Source organism: Oceanobacillus halotolerans, from assembly GCF_010993955.1.
GTDB lineage: Bacteria > Bacillota > Bacilli > Bacillales > Amphibacillaceae > Oceanibacillus_A > Oceanibacillus_A halotolerans.
The window spans coordinates 54,996-72,851 of sequence record NZ_WIXL01000006.1; the positions used below are offsets into that span (position 1 = coordinate 54,996).

Annotated in this window: 16 protein-coding genes and 1 riboswitch; of the genes, 15 read left to right on the plus strand and 1 reads right to left on the minus strand. The window is 39.6% G+C overall.

What is annotated here, in order from left to right:
- Window positions 1–296: 296 nt before the first annotated feature.
- On the minus strand, window positions 297–830 hold the full coding sequence (gene msrA, locus GHC26_RS08990) for a peptide-methionine (S)-S-oxide reductase MsrA (protein ID WP_163970938.1): 534 nt from the start codon (window positions 828–830) through the stop codon (window positions 297–299).
- A gap of 150 nt (window positions 831–980) precedes the next feature.
- Here msrA and GHC26_RS08995 point away from each other — a divergent pair, with 150 nt between their 5' ends.
- The 15 genes from GHC26_RS08995 (at window position 981) to purD (ending at window position 17,714) form a co-directional block, all read left to right on the plus strand.
- On the plus strand, window positions 981–1,688 hold the full coding sequence (locus GHC26_RS08995; protein ID WP_163970939.1) for an MOSC domain-containing protein: 708 nt from the start codon (window positions 981–983) through the stop codon (window positions 1,686–1,688).
- A 115-nt stretch (window positions 1,689–1,803) separates the two neighbouring features.
- Window positions 1,804–2,412, plus strand: a complete 609-nt coding sequence (locus GHC26_RS09000; protein WP_163970940.1) for a DUF2179 domain-containing protein — start codon at window positions 1,804–1,806, stop codon at window positions 2,410–2,412.
- A 65-nt stretch (window positions 2,413–2,477) separates the two neighbouring features.
- Window positions 2,478–3,380 (plus strand): SDR family oxidoreductase, encoded by a 903-nt coding sequence (locus GHC26_RS09005; RefSeq protein WP_163970941.1) that lies wholly within the window; start codon window positions 2,478–2,480, stop codon window positions 3,378–3,380.
- A gap of 92 nt (window positions 3,381–3,472) precedes the next feature.
- Window positions 3,473–3,572, plus strand: a riboswitch (purine riboswitch).
- A 718-nt stretch (window positions 3,573–4,290) separates the two neighbouring features.
- A complete protein-coding gene (gene purE / locus GHC26_RS09010) occupies window positions 4,291–4,779 on the plus strand; it encodes a 5-(carboxyamino)imidazole ribonucleotide mutase (RefSeq protein WP_205599210.1) in 489 nt (162 codons plus the stop codon).
- Window positions 4,766–5,887 carry a 5-(carboxyamino)imidazole ribonucleotide synthase gene (gene purK / locus GHC26_RS09015; RefSeq protein WP_163970942.1) on the plus strand — a complete coding sequence of 374 codons (1,122 nt, stop codon included), beginning with the start codon at window positions 4,766–4,768 and terminating at the stop codon, window positions 5,885–5,887. Before purE ends, purK begins: the two co-directional genes overlap by 14 nt.
- On the plus strand, window positions 5,884–7,185 hold the full coding sequence (gene purB / locus GHC26_RS09020) for an adenylosuccinate lyase (RefSeq protein ID WP_163970943.1): 1,302 nt from the start codon (window positions 5,884–5,886) through the stop codon (window positions 7,183–7,185). The genes purK and purB overlap by 4 nt, the downstream gene beginning before the upstream one ends.
- Before the next feature lies 1 nt (window position 7,186).
- Entirely contained in the window at window positions 7,187–7,900 is a 714-nt protein-coding gene (gene purC, locus GHC26_RS09025; protein ID WP_163970944.1) for a phosphoribosylaminoimidazolesuccinocarboxamide synthase, read from the plus strand.
- Window positions 7,897–8,148, plus strand: a complete 252-nt coding sequence (gene purS / locus GHC26_RS09030; RefSeq protein ID WP_163970945.1) for a phosphoribosylformylglycinamidine synthase subunit PurS — start codon at window positions 7,897–7,899, stop codon at window positions 8,146–8,148. The genes purC and purS overlap by 4 nt, the downstream gene beginning before the upstream one ends.
- The gene (gene purQ / locus GHC26_RS09035; RefSeq protein WP_163970946.1) at window positions 8,145–8,831 is read left to right on the plus strand and encodes a phosphoribosylformylglycinamidine synthase subunit PurQ; all 687 of its coding nucleotides are present in this window, start codon (window positions 8,145–8,147) and stop codon (window positions 8,829–8,831) included. The genes purS and purQ overlap by 4 nt, the downstream gene beginning before the upstream one ends.
- Window positions 8,815–11,043: a phosphoribosylformylglycinamidine synthase subunit PurL gene (purL, locus tag GHC26_RS09040; protein WP_163970947.1), complete on the plus strand. Its 2,229-nt coding sequence runs from the start codon at window positions 8,815–8,817 to the stop codon at window positions 11,041–11,043. The genes purQ and purL overlap by 17 nt, the downstream gene beginning before the upstream one ends.
- On the plus strand, window positions 11,019–12,428 hold the full coding sequence (gene purF / locus GHC26_RS09045; RefSeq protein ID WP_163970948.1) for an amidophosphoribosyltransferase: 1,410 nt from the start codon (window positions 11,019–11,021) through the stop codon (window positions 12,426–12,428). Before purL ends, purF begins: the two co-directional genes overlap by 25 nt.
- Before the next feature lie 872 nt (window positions 12,429–13,300).
- Window positions 13,301–14,320, plus strand: coding sequence for a phosphoribosylformylglycinamidine cyclo-ligase (purM, locus tag GHC26_RS09050; protein ID WP_163970949.1), 1,020 nt, complete (start codon window positions 13,301–13,303; stop codon window positions 14,318–14,320).
- A complete protein-coding gene (purN, locus tag GHC26_RS09055) occupies window positions 14,317–14,880 on the plus strand; it encodes a phosphoribosylglycinamide formyltransferase (RefSeq protein ID WP_163970950.1) in 564 nt (187 codons plus the stop codon). The genes purM and purN overlap by 4 nt, the downstream gene beginning before the upstream one ends.
- 9 nt (window positions 14,881–14,889) lie before the next feature.
- Complete coding sequence (purH, locus tag GHC26_RS09060) at window positions 14,890–16,422, plus strand: bifunctional phosphoribosylaminoimidazolecarboxamide formyltransferase/IMP cyclohydrolase (RefSeq protein WP_163970951.1); 1,533 nt, start codon at window positions 14,890–14,892, stop codon at window positions 16,420–16,422.
- Between the two features lie 26 nt (window positions 16,423–16,448).
- Complete coding sequence (gene purD, locus GHC26_RS09065) at window positions 16,449–17,714, plus strand: phosphoribosylamine--glycine ligase (protein ID WP_163971046.1); 1,266 nt, start codon at window positions 16,449–16,451, stop codon at window positions 17,712–17,714.
- Window positions 17,715–17,856 lie beyond the last annotated feature (142 nt).

Genomic DNA, 17,856 nt, shown 5'->3' on the forward strand with positions numbered 1-17,856 from the left:
ATGCCGAAATACACTTCAACAAGCATAAACTGATAACAGAGAAGCGGTATCAGTGCCGAAACATGCTTCAACAAGCCTAAAAAAGTAACAGAGAAGCAGTCTCAATGCCGAAACCCACTTCAACAAGTATAAAAAAGTAACAGAGAAGTGGTCTCAAGCAAAAATCACTCAAATATCTCAAGCAAGTAACTTAAAAAATCCTATCAATTCAGAGATATCCTTCAAATTTAATCTTGTGACAAGACAACCCTTGAATAGTGATCCAAAATCACTCCTTTACTAGAGGCAAGGACTATTTAATTGTTTCCCCACACTTTTTCTATAAATTCATCTCTGCCTGATTTTGCTCGATCTTCTTTGTATTCCTGTTCATTTTTTTTATAAAAATCCTGATGATAGTCTTCTGCAGGATAAAATGTAGATGCAGGCAGAATTTTAGTAACAATGGGTTTATTAAACTTACCGCTATTCGCTAATTCTTCTTTTGATACTTCTGCTGCTTCTTTCTGTTGATCATCATGATAGAAAATAGCGGTACGATAAGAATCGCCACGATCTTGGAATTGTCCACCATCATCAGTTGGATCTATTTGTTGCCAATAGACTTTTAGGATCTCTTCGTATGGCATAATAGTAGGGTCATAGGTGATCTCAACTGCTTCATAATGACCAGTTGTACCAGATTTGACATCTTCGTAAGTAGGGTTCTCTAAATGTCCTCCAGTATAACCTGAAACTACACTTTTGACACCATCCCACTGATCAAATGGCTTGACCATACACCAAAAACAGCCACCTGCAAATGTTGCTTTCTTTAAATGATTTGTCATCTATTTTCCCTCCAATATGGAAAGTCTTTTTAGTTTTATCGTGTTCTTTACAATAAAGGAAGCTACCTTAAAAATATATTTTTCAAATCGTGCAAAAAATGATTTTTTCAAGTAAAATGACTATAACATATTTTGGGGGAAGGTGACACGATGAATGAACCACATGTCCATAAAATTTTAACCGGAAACGTTAAACAAGTAGGGGATGCTAATGCAACTGATCGGATGGAAAAGCCATGGGAATCGGCAATTTTTAAACAGAAAACAGATGATTTTATCTGGTTGAAAAAAACGGGTCTTGCTGGTGATGATGTGGCAGATAAAAAGAATCATGGTGGTCCAGAGAAGGCGGTCTTTACCTATCCCATTAAACATTATACATACTGGAAAAAGGACTTAAATATAGACATTGGAATAGGTGCAATGGGAGAAAACTTAGCAGTCTTGGAAATGGATGAGTTTTCTGTATGTATTGGGGATACGTATAAATTTGGCGATGCTGTGATTCAAGTATCCCAACCACGGAGACCATGCTGGAAACCCGCACGCCGTTTTCGTGTGATGGACTTTGCGTTACGGATTCAAAATAGTGGCCGAACAGGATGGTATTTTCGGGTATTACAAGAAGGGGAAGTTTTATCTGGCATTGATTTGGAATTGATAGACCGCACTTACCCACAGTGGACAATTGCTGCCTGCAATGAAGTGATGTATGTGGATACAGATAATCTCCGCTTAGCCGATGATCTAGCATCTTGTCCATTGTTAGCTGATAAATGGAAGCAAACATTACACAAAAGGCTAAAAGGCCAAAAAGACTCCGTTACAAAAAGAGTGTTTGGTCCGAATAAAGCTTAAATTTCCTCTTAAATAGTTCTTTATTCATGTGAATAAATGGGAATGATAGAGAGTATACTTTTTCATTAATGTAAAAAATGCGTTATTCTAGGTACAAGAAATTGGAGGGATTTACTTGTTAAGCAATGCATATGTGATGGTCGCTATCATTCTAGTGATAAATATTGTGTATGTATCATTCTCAACGATTCGCATGATATTAACCTTGAAAGGTCGCCGATATATTGCAGCAGTAGTAAGTATGTTTGAAATTGTTATTTATGTAGTTGGACTTGGCTTGGTTCTAGATAATTTAGATCAAATACAAAATTTGATTGCATATGCAGTTGGGTTTGGAATTGGTGTAGTGGTCGGTTCGAAAATTGAAGAAAAACTTGCACTAGGCTACATAACGGTAAATGTTATTTCCTCCGATCCGAATATTGAATTTACCCGTAAGCTTCGGGATAAAGGCTATGGTGTGACGAGTTGGTTTGCCTATGGGATGGATGGGGACCGTTTAGCGATGCAAATTTTAACACCTCGAAAATACGAATTAAAGTTATACGAAACGATTAAAACAATTGATCCAAAAGCATTCATAATTTCATACGAACCGAAGCAAATTCATGGCGGTTTCTGGGTGAAACAAGTTCGGAGAGGCCGATTATTTAATCCGAAAAAAGATAATACAGCAGGAATACATCCACAGAGTGATCAGCCAGGCTCAAAAATAGAACGATAACATACATTTAATTATATAGTGGAAGGATAGGTTCACAGCAACCTGTCCTTTTTTCATTATAAAATATGTTTTACAAGAGGAGGAGTAGTATGGGACATGGAAATAACCAACACCAACAATCATTTCCACCACAGCACCAAGGGCAACAGCCAGGTATTGAATCAATGATGGAGCCACGACCAATTATAGAAGATGTAAACTATGTGGGTTCAAATAAACTAGCAAATAAAGTTGCAATTATTACGGGTGGCGATAGTGGAATTGGAGCAGCTGCTGCCATTGCATTTGCGAAAGAAGGTGCAGATGTTGTTATCCCATATTATTATACGTATGAAAATGAAGATGCCTTTCGTACGAAGCAAAAAATAGAAGCCTTGGGCAGATATTGCTTATTAATTGTAGGTGATTTACGTGATGCCACCCATTGTAAGTATGTTGTACATCAAACCATTGAGCATTTTGGGAAATTGGATATTTTAGTAAACAACCATGCTGTCCAATTCATACAAAAGAGTTTATTAGATATTTCCGAAGAACAATTGGATGCGACCTTTCAAACGAATATTTATGCATATTTTTATCTCACAAAAGCAGCTTTGCCACACTTAACAAGTGGTGATGCTATTATCAATACAACTTCAATTGTAGCCTATGAAGGCAATGAACAATTAATTGATTATAGTGCTACAAAAGGTGCAATTGTCGGATTTACTCGCTCTTTATCCCAAAACCTAATGAAGGATGGTATTCGTGTTAATGCGGTTGCACCTGGACCGATTTGGACACCACTAATTCCATCTAGTTATCCAGCAAAACAAGTCAAAACTTTTGGCCAAGATGCACCAATGAATCGTGCCGGTCAACCATATGAGTTAGCACCAGCCTATGTTTACTTAGCTTCAGATGATAGCAGTTATGTATCCGGTCAGGTCATTCATGTAAATGGCGGAACAATAGTAAGTTCGTAATAGTTAAGCAAAAACCGAACATTAATGTTAATAATTGATGAATTGTTCGATTTTTTATTGACGTGACTGTAATAAATTTGTTATGCTTAAATCGACAAATCAATACGGAACCTCATATATTTTTGAGAATATGGCTCAAAAGTTTCTACCTGGCACCGTAAATGCTGGACTATGAGGGAGGATGAATCATTGTGGCTAGCACATGATCCGATTTAAGCATGCTAAAAGTCTGTTCGTCTTCTCTCATAAAATGGGGAGACGAATAGACTTTTTTATTGCTATTAGCTAAAAGATTGGTGCTTTGGATTGTAGTTTGCACAAATGGACCTTTCATGGACTTCTTCTAATCTGAACCGAAAATTATTCTAAGCGGCGGGAAAATGCGAGACTCCTATGGGAAAAGGAACAGTCTGAAGACCCCACAGCGAGCGCTTTTTGCTCGCGATGTCTAACTTCAGCGCCTACACCCTCGAGGTCTTAAGTCAATCCTCTTTATGGCAAAAACCGCCACACTGAGGCTTGGCTTAAGCTTGGCAGATAAGAAAAAACTTTCTTACTGCATAAGTGCAACTAAGACTTTCGCCCCTTGGCGACAAGCCAAGTTTTCTAATCGGGTGTGACCAAGGCGCTTACGTTTTTCTTTGAGGAGGCTGAAGCGTTCCCCATGGCAAAGAAGACACTGTGAAAACGAACAGAGAGAGTTTGAACAGATGTCGCACTTGTGCCCATGGTGAAAGCGAGTGTTTTCCCGTAGCGCTGGATTAGCACTTACGTAATAAAGGATGGAAGAAAGTTAACATAACGGTTAGTCACAGTTTATTTCAACTTGGATGGTAAGAAAATAAATAACATATGTGAAAGATAATCTTCTGAACAGAGCATTTCTATAAGACATAAGAGGGGGATATCAATGAAAGTTGGCATCATTATGGGAAGTATTTCAGATTGGGAAACAATGCAACATGCTTGCAAGGTGTTAGATGAATTACAAATTCCTTATGACAAGGAAATTATTTCAGCTCATCGTACACCAGATGAAATGTTTGTATATGCAAAATCAGCGCGTGAACGAGGACTAAATGTCATTATTGCTGGTGCTGGAGGTGCAGCCCACTTACCAGGAATGGTAGCAGCGCAAACAACGCTTCCAGTTATTGGTGTTCCTGTACAAAGTAAAGCATTAAATGGATTAGATTCACTTCTTTCCATCGTACAAATGCCTAAGGGTGTACCGACTGCTACCGTCGCAATCGGAAGTGCTGGTGCGTCAAATGCAGGCATTCTTGCAGCACAAATAATCGGAGCATTTGATGATTACGTGGCTGCTAAATTAGATACATACCGAAAATCAATGAAAGAAAAAGTAGAAGAAATGAGGGAAGACCTTGCCAACAACTAAAACAATTCTTCCAGGACAAATGATTGGGATTATCGGTGGCGGCCAATTGGGGCGTATGATGGCCATTGCAGCGAAGTATATGGGGTATAATGTGACAGTGCTGGATCCAACGCCAAACTGTCCAACAGCCCAAGTTGCGGATAGCCAAATCACCGCACCTTATGATGATATGGAAGCCATCCAGACATTAACCGAACAATGTGATGTCATTACGTATGAATTTGAAAATGTAGATTTACAGGCGGCATCCTATATCGAACAACAAGAAAAATTACCACAAGGTGCCTATGCACTGGAAGTCACACAAAACCGAGAAAAAGAAAAACGTCTCATGAAGGATTTGGGATTGCCAATACCAGCTTTTCACGTTATAACGGACCATCATTCGTGTGAAGAAGCTTTAAACGAGATTTCCTACCCAGCAGTTATTAAAACATGTAGTGGTGGATATGACGGAAAAGGCCAACTTAAATTAACATCACAAGATGACAACAGAGAGGCAATTCGATTTGCAGAAAATAACGAGCATTGCATTATGGAGGAATGGATTTCATTTGATCGAGAAATATCTGTAGTTTTTACACGATCACAATCTGGGGAGATAGCTTTTTTCCCAATTGCAGAGAATACACATAAGGACCATATTCTCTATCAAACAACCGTTCCTGCTAACATAAGTGAAGCGGTCAACGAAAAAGCTATCCATCATGCGAAAATTTTAGCAAATAAAATGAATATTGTTGGTACGTTTGCAATTGAAATGTTTGTACAAGGAGAAACTATTTACTTGAATGAAATGGCTCCAAGGCCACACAATTCTGGTCATTATACAATCGAAGCTTGCAATATTTCGCAATTTGCTCAACATATTCGTGCAATCTGTGGGTTACCATTAATGGAAATTAACTTACTAGAAGAAGCTACCATGATCAATGTTTTAGGCGAAGATATGGAAGGTGTACTAAGTGCAATGCAAAAAGTCTCAGGTGGGTTTGTCCATTTATACGGCAAAGAAGGCATTAAACCAAAGCGGAAAATGGGTCATATCACCTTTATTGGTGATACACATAAAGAAGCAATCCAGGAATTTGAGGAGGCAAAGCAATGATAGGTCGTTACACCAGAGAAGAAATGGGAGCCATTTGGACAGAAGAGAATAAGTTCAACGCATGGCTAGAGGTTGAAATCTTAGCTTGTGAGGCTTGGAGTGAACTAGGGGTTATTCCGAAAGAGGATGTCCAAAAGCTTCGGGAAAAGGCAGGATTTGATATCAATCGTATTTACGAAATTGAACAAGAAACAAGACATGACGTTGTAGCGTTTACTCGTGCAGTATCAGAGACACTAGGCCAAGAGCGAAAGTGGGTTCATTATGGATTGACCTCAACAGATGTTGTCGATACAGCACTTTCCTATTTATTAAAGCAAGCAAACGATATCATCCGAAAAGATCTAAATAACTTCCTAGAAATTTTGAAACAAAAAGCAGTTGAACATAAACATACGGTTATGATGGGAAGAACACATGGTGTCCATGCAGAACCAACCACATTCGGCTTGAAGCTTGCATTATGGTATGAAGAAATGAAACGGAATATCGAACGCTTTGATCTAGCAGCGAAAAATATTGAGTTTGGCAAGCTATCAGGTGCAGTTGGGACATATGCCAATATCGATCCATTTGTGGAAAAGTATGTTTGTGAAAAGCTTGGCTTAACACCAGCTCCCGTTTCGACGCAAACATTACAACGTGACCGTCATGCAGCCTATGTATCGACCCTATCCTTGATTGCAACTTCAATCGAAAAGTTCGCAACAGAAATTAGAGGCCTTCAAAAGACAGAAACACGAGAAGTGGAGGAACGTTTTGCAAAAGGTCAAAAGGGATCCTCTGCTATGCCACATAAACGAAACCCAATTGGTTCAGAGAATATGACCGGTATGGCACGTGTTGTGCGAGGACACATGGTAACAGCGTATGAAAATGTATCTCTTTGGCATGAACGAGATATTTCTCATTCCTCTGCAGAACGTGTGATTTTACCAGATGTCACCATTGCGTTGAATTATATGTTGAACCGTTTCGGCAATATTGTGAAGAACTTGACCGTTTTCCCAGAAAATATGAAACGAAACATTGGTAAAACACATGGTGTCATCTTTTCACAGCGCGTTTTATTAACTTTAATCGACAAAGGTATGGCACGAGAGACTGCCTATGATATCGTCCAGCCAAAAGCAATGCAAGCTTGGGAAACAGAAACACATTTTAAAGAACTTGTTCAAGCAGATGATCAAATTACGGAATTACTGACAGAAGAAGAGATTGACGCTTGCTTTGACTACACCTACCATTTAAAAAATGTCGATGCTATTTTCGACCGCATTGGCTTAGGAGGGGAATAACGTGAAGGCTGAACTGCTTTATGAAGGGAAGGCTAAGAAGGTTTATCGTGCTGCTGATGAAGAGGGGAAACTCGTTTTATCCTATAAAAATGATGCAACCGCATTAAATGGTAAAAAGAAGGAAAGCTTTACTGGAAAAGGCCGTTTAAATAATGAGATATCTTCCTTAGTCTTTTCCTATTTAAAAAAGAAAGGGATTGCCAGTCATTTTATCAAGAAGTTAAATGACAAAGAACAGCTTGTGTATGAAACGAATATTATCCCACTAGAAGTCGTTGTTCGCAACATGGCAACAGGCAGTATTACAAAGCGCTTAGGTTTTACGGAAAAAACCCCTTTCCAACCACCATTAGTGGAATTGTTTTATAAAAATGATGAATTGGATGATCCATTAATCAATGATGATCATGCATTACGATTAAGTGATATTTCACAAGATGAGTTACAAGTAATAAAAAAAGATGCCTTAATGATTAATACTGTCTTACAAGAAATGTTTCAAACGATCAATTTAATATTAGTAGATTTTAAGCTCGAGTTTGGTAGATTGCCAGACGGAACGATTGTGCTGAGTGATGAAATTTCACCAGACACTTGTCGATTATGGGATCGTCATACACAAGTAAAAATGGATAAAGATGTATTCCGTCAAGGGATTGGCGATTTATTGGATGTCTATGAAGAAATATTAAACCGACTGGAGGCAACGTCATGAGAAATGTAACCGTGTATATCACATTGAAGTCTGGAGTATTGGATCCACAGGGAAAAGCAATACAGGAATCGTTAAACTCACTAGGTTATGATGAGGTTCAATCGGCACGTGTAGGCAAGACTATCTCTTTACAAATAGAGGATGGTCCGAATTTAGAGAAACGTATTACCGAAATGTGTGAGAAGCTCCTAGCAAACCCTGTTATTGAAGACTATCGCTTTGATGTGGAGGAGGCTGTTCAGTCGTGAAATTTGCTGTAATTGTTTTTCCAGGATCTAATTGTGATCGTGATATGTACTATGCGGCAAAAGAAGTGCTGGGGGAGGAAGCTGATTTAGTTTGGTATGAATCAGCTGGTAATCTAGGAAACTATGATGGCATCCTTTTGCCTGGAGGTTTTTCGTATGGGGATTACTTACGTTCAGGTGCTGTAGCTGCAACATCTGAGATTATGCAACAAATAAAAGAGCATGCATCAAAAGGAAAACCAGTACTTGGTGTTTGTAATGGTTTCCAAGTTTTAACAGAGGCAGGGTTACTACCAGGAGCGTTAATGCGTAATGAGAAACTATCCTTTATGTGTCACTTTGAGGATCTAATCGTGACGAATAACGAAACCATGTTTACCTCTCTCTTTCAAACAGGAGAGACAATAAAACTACCAATTGCCCATGGTGAAGGAAATTACTTTTGTGACGAAACCACTTTAAAAGATTTACAGGCAAATAACCAAATTGTCTTCACGTATGAAAATAATCCAAATGGATCTGTTGCAGATATTGCAGGTATTGTGAATAAAAAAGGCAATGTTCTTGGCATGATGCCACATCCAGAACGTGCAGTGGAAATGTTATTAGGTAGTGATGATGGTTTGAAACTATTCCAATCACTCGTCCAAAATTGGAGGGAATCCTATGTTGTTAACGCATGAAATCAGCCCAGAGAAAATTGAAAAAGACAAAATCTATCAAGATATGGGGCTTAGTGATCAAGAATATGACATGGTGAAGACCATTTTAAAACGCCGACCTAACTTTACAGAGACTGGTATTTTCTCTGTCATGTGGTCGGAGCATTGTAGTTATAAAACATCAAAACCATTATTGAAAAAATTCCCTTCCAAAGCTCCACATGTGTTACAAGGTCCAGGAGAAGGTGCAGGAATTATTGATATTGGTGACAACCAAGCCGTTGTATTTAAAGTAGAAAGCCATAACCATCCATCTGCGGTTGAACCATATCAAGGTGCAGCTACAGGGGTAGGCGGTATTATTCGTGATGTGTTTTCCATGGGAGCCCGTCCGATTGCTTTAATGAATTCCTTACGATTCGGCAATTTAACGACAGAACGGGTGAAATATTTATTTTCAGAAGTTGTAAACGGAATTGCAGGCTATGGCAACTGTGTCGGGGTACCAACAGTAGGTGGAGAAGTTCAATTTGATGATAGTTATGAAGATAATCCACTTGTAAATGCCATGTGTGTAGGGTTAATTAATCATGATGACATACAAAAAGGAATTGCAACAGGTGTCGGAAATACCGTATTGTATGCAGGTGCTCCAACTGGTCGTGACGGGATTCATGGAGCAACCTTTGCCTCTGATGATTTAGCGGAGGACTCGGATAAAGATCGTCCAGCTGTGCAAGTTGGGGACCCGTTTATGGAAAAATTATTGATTGAAGCATGCTTGGAAGTGATTCATTCTGATGCACTTGTTGGGATGCAAGATATGGGTGCAGCAGGTCTTACGTCATCTGCAAGTGAAATGGCAAGTAAAGCAGGAACAGGTATGGAAATGGATTTAGATCGTGTTCCACAACGAGAACTGAATATGAATGCATATGAATTAATGCTATCTGAATCTCAGGAACGCATGTTATTGGTTGTCAAAAAGGGACGTGAACAAGAAATTATCGATATCTTTGAAAAATACGGACTTCAGGCAGTTGCAGTCGGTGAAATAATTGAGGAGCAAGTATTCCGAATTAAGCAGCATGGTGAAGTTCAGGCAGATATTCCTGTTGATGCATTAGCGGAAGAAGCACCCGTTTATCATTTACCATCACAAGAACCATCGTATTATAAGGTATTTCAAGAAATGGATAATATGATCCCAGCCGTAACAGACCATGTGGATATGTTAAAGAAATTACTAAAACAGCCTACGATTGCTAGTAAAGAGTGGGTCTATGATCAATACGATTCAATGGTCCAAACCAATACGGTAGTGACACCTGGTTCAGATGCAGCAGTGGTACGAGTGAAAGGTACAGATAAGGCGCTTGCGATTACTACTGATTGTAATTCCCGTTATATTTATTTAGATCCTGAAACTGGTGGAAAAATTGCCGTAGCTGAAGCAGCACGTAATCTTGTTTGTTCTGGAGCACGTCCACTAGGATTAACGGATGGACTTAACTTTGGTAATCCGACGAATAGGGAAGTTTTCTGGCAAATGGAAAAGAGTGTAGAAGGAATGAGTGAGGCAGCATCCACATTACAAACTCCCGTTATTAGTGGGAATGTTTCCTTATATAATCAATCGCAAGGCAAGGCTATTTTCCCAACACCAGTAGTTGGAATGGTTGGACTCCATGAATCTGTTGAACACATTACACCAAGTTATTTCCAAGAAGCAGGAGATCTCATTTATGTGATTGGCGAAACCAAGTGTGAGTTTGGTGGAAGTGAATTACAAAATGTACTGAATGGTAAATATGAAGGGAAAGCACCGGAAATCAATCTCTCTGTTGAAGCGAAACGGCAACAAGAACTTTTAGAAACTATTCAACAAGGTATCATCCAATCTGCACATGATATAGCAGAAGGAGGATTAGCTGTTGCATTAGCGGAAAGTGTTTTTCATGATAAAGGATTAGGTGTTTCGGTAGAACTTGAAGGGGACTTCACAACGGAATTATTTAGTGAAACACAATCGCGTTTTGTTGTATCGGTAAAACCTGAACATCAAGCACAATTTGAAAATAAAGTAAATGATGCATCTCAGATTGGTGTTGTCACGGCTGATGGGACATTTTCGGTAAAGGCGCAGAAGGAAGATGGAATACAGGAGGACGTCGAAACGCTTAGCCAACTTTGGAAAGGAGCAATTCCATGCTTGCTGAAATCAAAGGCTTAAATGAAGAATGTGGGGTATTTGGAATCTGGGGTCATGAGAAGGCAGCAGAAATTACGTATTACGGGTTACATGCCTTGCAACATCGGGGTCAAGAAGGCGCGGGAATGGTTATTAGTGATGGTGAAACCTTAAAACAATATAAAGGGTTAGGACTAGTTAATGATGTGTTTAAGGATGCTAACTTTTCCGAGTTAAAAGGGAATGCATCGGTTGGTCATGTTCGCTATGCCACTCAAGGCGATGGGGGTATTGAAAATGTGCAACCATTATATTTTCGTTCGCAAACAGAAAGTATGGCCTTAGCACACAATGGAAATATCATGAATGCTTATAAGCTGCGTGGAGAGTTAGAAGAAGAGGGACGCATCTTACAAACCACATCCGATACAGAGGTACTTGCACACTTAATTAAACGAAACGGCAATCAAGTGAATGAGACAACGATTGCAGAGGCATTAAATCATATTGTTGGAGCCTATGCGTTTGTCATTTTATTAGAAGACCGGATGTATGTTGCACTAGATCCACGAGGCCTGCGTCCATTATCTATTGGTAAATTAGGTGATAGTTATGTCGTGTCATCTGAGACATGTGCTTTTGATATTGTAGGTGCTACCTTCGAACGAGAAGTATTACCAGGTGAGTTAATCACAATAAGTGATAAGGGAATCGAAACAACACGATTTGCATTACGGGAACAGCGTAACATGTGCGCAATGGAGTATGTGTATTTTTCAAGACCAGATAGCAATTTAAACCATGTCAATGTCCATGCATCACGCAAACGAATGGGAATTGAACTGGCGAAGGAATCTCCAGTAGAGGCAGATGTGGTAACAGGTGTACCTGATTCCAGTATTTCAGCAGCGATTGGCTATGCAGAAGAGTGTGGTCTTCCGTATGAAATGGGGTTAATTAAAAACCGTTATGTTGGTCGTACATTTATCCAACCGTCACAGGAATTACGAGAACAAGGTGTGAAAATGAAGCTTTCCCCTGTAAGAGGTATTGTGGAGGGAAAACGTGTCATTATGATTGACGATTCCATTGTAAGAGGAACGACAAGTAGACGGATCGTTCGCATGCTAAAAGAAGCGGGTGCCACAGAAGTGCATGTTCGAATCGCTTCGCCAACTATTGAAAATCCATGTTATTACGGAATTGATATGTCGACAAGAAAAGAGCTAATTGCTGCAAACCATTCTGTCGATGAAATTTGTGAGATAATTGGTGCCGACAGTGTAGCGTATCTATCAACGGAAGGCTTAGAAAACGCGATTGTAAAAGATAAAACATTACACCAAGGAATTTGCAAAGCCTGTTTCACTGGTAATTATCCTGTAACCGAAAGAAATCAAAAAGCAGTAACAAATACAGAAAGTTAGTCCATTTTCTATTAAAATATCGCTGTATCAATTGTTAATAGCTTCTTACTGTGACAAAAGTTGGCTGTTTTCTATAAGATTGTTGTTTTTTCTGATGAATAGTTGATAGATTATGCGTCATAACTTAGAGGCTTTGGTTTCCGCTCCAGACAGTCCCTTTCACCACGGGCATAAGTACGACATCTGTTCAAACTATCCGTTTTCTCAGTGTCTTCTTTACCGCGGACAACATTTCAGCTTCCTCTATAGAAAAGAGGAAGTGCCTTGGTCACCCCAATTAGAAAACTTGGCTTGTCGCCAAGCGGCAAAAGCCTTAGTTGCACTTATGCAGTAAGTAGTTTCTTATCTGCCAAGCTTAAGCCGAGCCTCGGCGTGGCGTATTGTGCCACAAAGAGGATTGACTTAAGACCTCGAGGGTGTAGGCGTGGCCGATGAAAACGACACGTTCTTATGTCTATCGGCACTAGGACATCAATCGCTCGAAGCTAGACATAGGAAGCGAAAACCACTTCCTGTTCAAGTCTAGACTCGTGCTGTTCCTGCAGGAGTCTACTGTCCTAAGCTCCAATCAATTCTTTAAGTTGCTATGTATTTTGGACTCATTTCTAGCTGAGGAAAAACACGAAGACTCCTGCGGAAAAACGAGCCTAAGAGACTCCGCAGTGTGGGTTTCACGAGGAGGCTCGTGGGGAGTCCGCGGTAAAGTAGACACTGTGAAAACGAATAGTTTGAACAGATGTCGCACTTATGCCCCTGGTGAAAGCGAAGTGTTTTTCCGTAGCGGTTGTTATAGCGAAAACTTTACAACGTATAGAAGGTAAACAATAAAATAAGCAAAAATAGCCAAAAAGTTGAAAAAAGGCGGTGTAAGTATGTCCAATGCATATAAAAATGCGGGTGTGGATGTAGAAAAAGGATATGAAGCGGTAGATCGCATGAAAAAACACATTGCAAAAACAAGTCGTCCTGAGGTAATGGGAGGACTTGGGGCGTTTGCAGGTTTATTTGATATTAGTAAACAGGGTTATAAAGAGCCAGTACTTATTTCTGGAACAGATGGAGTGGGAACAAAGCTAAAGCTTGCATTTCAATTGGATAAACATGACACAGTTGGTATTGATTTAGTTGCAATGTGTGTAAACGACATTGTTGCACAAGGTGCAGAACCCTTATTTTTCCTAGATTACATCGCCTGTGGGAAAAATGAACCACAAATGATGGAAGAAATTGTAGCCGGTATTAGTAATGGGTGTGTGGATGCAGGTGCAGCATTAATTGGTGGAGAAACAGCTGAAATGCCAGGAATGTATGCAGAAAATGAATATGACTTAGCTGGCTTTACGGTAGGTATTTCGGACAAACAACAACTTATTACAGGAGATGCAATCCAAGAAGGAAATGTCGTCATTGGTCTCTCTTCTAGTGGTATTCATTCGAATGGTTATTCCTTAGTTCGCAACCTTGTATCAGATCTAGATTTACATACGATCTATGAGCCTTTTACACAGTCTTTAGGTGAGGTGTTACTAACGCCAACAAAAATTTATGCAAAACCGATAATGGAAGTGAAGAAAAGGATTATCATCAAAGGGGTGTCCCACATTACAGGTGGTGGATTTTATGAAAATCTACCAAGAATGCTCCCTGATGGCCTAGGAGTAGAATTAAAGAAAAATTCCTGGAATGTACCAGCTATTTTTCCATTCTTGCAAGGACGAGGTAGCTTATCAGATGAAGAAATGTATGGCATCTTTAATATGGGAATTGGCATGGCATTAGTGGTTAATGAGCATGATGTGGATGAAACATTAAAACTAGTACGTGAAACCGGAGAAAATGCATCTGTAATTGGATCGGTTGTACCAAAAGAAGGAGTGCACTTCACATCATGACACAAGTGAAAGCAGCCGTATTCGCATCAGGGACGGGTAGCAACTTTCAAGCAATCATGGAAGCGGGAGACTTAGGTTGTGAGATTGTATTACTTGTATGTGATAACCCTGATGCAACGGTAATTGATAAGGCTAAATATCATGACATTCCAGTTTTCGTATTTCAACCAACAAACTATGAATCAAAAGAAGCATATGAACAAGTCATTATAAAATATCTAATAGAAGCAAATGTTTCGTGGATTTTTCTAGCGGGATATATGCGGATTGTTGGATCAACCCTTCTAAAGGCGTATAAAGGGAAAGTAATTAATATACACCCTTCCTTGCTTCCTCAATTTCCAGGAAAGGATGGAATTGAACAGGCATTAGAAGCAGGTGTTACCAAAACAGGTGTAACCGTACATTATATTGATGCTGGCATTGATACTGGGCCAATTATAGCGCAAGAGACAGTTGAAGTATTACCACAGGATTCAATTACAACGTTAAAAAAACGAATTCAAAAAGCGGAGCACGAGCTTTACCCAAGTGTTATTAAACAGTTACTAAAAAAGTGAGGGATCGTTATGCGAAAACGAGCACTAGTCAGTGTTTCCAACAAAGAAAATATCACCGAATTTGTCCAAGGACTAGTAGGTTTGGATTATGAAATTATTTCTACTGGAGGTACTTTACGCGTATTAGAGGAAGCAGGAATTTCAGTAAAACCGGTTGAGGCGGTTACAGGATCTCCTGAAATACTAGATGGTAGAGTGAAAACATTACATCCAATGATCCATGGTGGATTGCTTGCCAAACGAGATAATCCTGATCATCGTCAGCAACTAGAAGATCATTCGATCACCCCAATAGATATGGTAATTGTGAACTTATATCCATTTAAACAAACGTTTGATCAAGAAGGTGTGACAGAAGAAGAAATTATTGAAAACATTGATATAGGCGGTCCGACGATGCTTCGTGCAGCAGCGAAAAACTTTTCAGATGTAACGGTTGTCGTGGATCCGAAAGACTATGAAACAGTTCTCGAAGCAGCACGCCATGATAAGTTAAATAAACAAAAAAGACAGCAGCTAGCAGCAAAAGTATTTCGCCACACTGCATATTATGATTCGCTGATAGCGAGTTATTTTACGGATAAAGAAGAAGCGTCCTTCCCAGAGACCTACACAGTTACATACGAAAAAGTTCAATCCCTAAGATATGGTGAAAATCCACACCAACAAGCAGCATTTTATAAAAATCCAATTCAAGACGGGATGAGCCTAGCGACTGCCAACCAGTTACATGGAAAAGAATTATCCTATAATAATATCCAAGATGCTAATGCAGCGGTTGAAATATTATCCGATTACAAGGAACCTGCTGCTGTTGCGGTGAAGCATATGAACCCATGTGGTATTGGAGTGGCTGATACATTAAACGTGGCATTTGATAAAGCGTTTGATGCTGATCCGATTTCTATTTTTGGTGGTATTGTTGCATTGAATGGAGAGGTAGATGAAAAAACAGCAGAAAAATTAAGTGAAATCTTTTTAGAAATCATTATTGCACCAGGTTTTACAGAGGATGCATTTCGTATTTTGACGAAGAAGAAAAATATTCGGTTACTTGAATTAGCTTCAGCTGATAATGAATCAACTACCCATAAACTTACAACCGTTAATGGTGGGGTTTTAATCCAGGAATTTGATAAAGCTGTTGTAATGAAAGACGATCTTACAGTTACAACCAAACGTAGACCATCTGAACAAGAAATAACAGATTTATTATTTGCTTGGAAAGCTGTAAAACACGTGAAGTCCAATGCAATTGTGTTAGCCAAAGATAATCAAACAGTTGGTGTTGGTGCAGGACAAATGAATCGAGTAGGTGCAGCAAAAATTGCAACCGAACAAGCTGAGGAAAAGGCAAAAGGTGCAGTCATGGCTTCTGATGCATTTTTTCCAATGCCAGATACAGTTGAAGTTGCTGCAAAAGCTGGCATAACTGCTATTATCCAGCCTGGTGGCTCTAAACGAGATCAAGATTCCATTGACAAGTGTAATGAATATGGAATCGCCATGGTCTTTACAGGTATGCGTCATTTTAAACATTAAATCCTTACATGGAAGGGAATGGTTTGGTGAAAGTACTAGTTGTCGGTAGTGGTGGTCGTGAGCATAGTATGATCATGAAGTTAGCTAAAAGTGAACAGGTCGATCAGTTGTATGCCGCACCAGGCAATGGTGGAATCGAAGAACATGCAACATGTGTTTATATCCAGGATACAGACATCGATTCATTAATTCGTTTTGTAAAAGAAACCGAAATTGATTTGACGATTGTTGGTCCGGAGAAACCATTATTATTGGGGATTACAGATCGATTTAATGCAGAAGGTTTGGCCATTTTTGCACCAACGGAGGATGGCGCTATGCTTGAGGGGAGTAAAAGCTTTGCCAAAGACTTTATGAAAAAGTATAGAATCCCAACTGCAGCATATGAAACCTTTACAAATGCCGAAGAGGCAAAAGCATATATTGAAGCAAAGGGAGCTCCAATTGTTGTAAAAGCGGATGGTTTAGCAGCAGGAAAAGGTGTTATTGTAGCAAAGACAAAACAAGAAGCGATACAAGCAATTGATGATATGTTAGTGGAAAAGGTTTTTGCAGATGCAGGTTCAACGATTGTAGTGGAGGAATGTTTAGTAGGTGATGAGTTTTCGCTAATGGCATTTGTACATGAAAACAATGTCTATCCCATGGTACCGGCACGTGATCATAAGCGAGCCTTTGATGATGATAAAGGACCAAATACTGGCGGAATGGGCGCTTATGCACCAGTAAGTGATATTACGGAGGAGACGATCACCTATTGCACAGAAGAAATTTTACAAAAGGCAGTAGATGGATTGGTACAGGAAGGGCGTTCGTTCACTGGAATTTTATATGCTGGCTTAATGATGACTTCTGATGGACCCAAAGTAATTGAGTTTAATGCCCGCTTCGGTGATCCTGAAACACAGGTTGTACTACCATTATTGAAAAATGACCTTGTCCAAGTCATAACAGATGTAATGAATGGACAAAATCCACAATTAGAATGGGAAAACCAAATGTGTGCTGGTGTTGTATTGGCTTCCACGGGATATCCAGGAAGCTATGAAAAAGGCGTTCCACTTCCGAATATCCCATTAGCGGAAAACTCGTTTATGGTTCATGCTGGAACGAAGCAAAAAGATGGACAACTTATTAGCAGCGGAGGCCGTGTTCTACTGGTGGGAGCAAAGGATGATTCATTGGAAGGGGCTACTAATCTAGTATATCGTTCACTCTCTTCCATGGATGGTACAGGTGCGTTTTTCTATCGTAAAGATATTGGAACAACAATAGAAACCTCCAAGTTATAGAAATAATAGGCTGTTGAGGAGTACTCGGCAGCCTATAATAGTGTTTAACACAAAGTCATGCAACACATCCCGAAAGTCGTGCAACCTCCGCATAAAGTCATGCAACATATCCCGAAAGTCGTGCACCCTCCACACAAAGTCA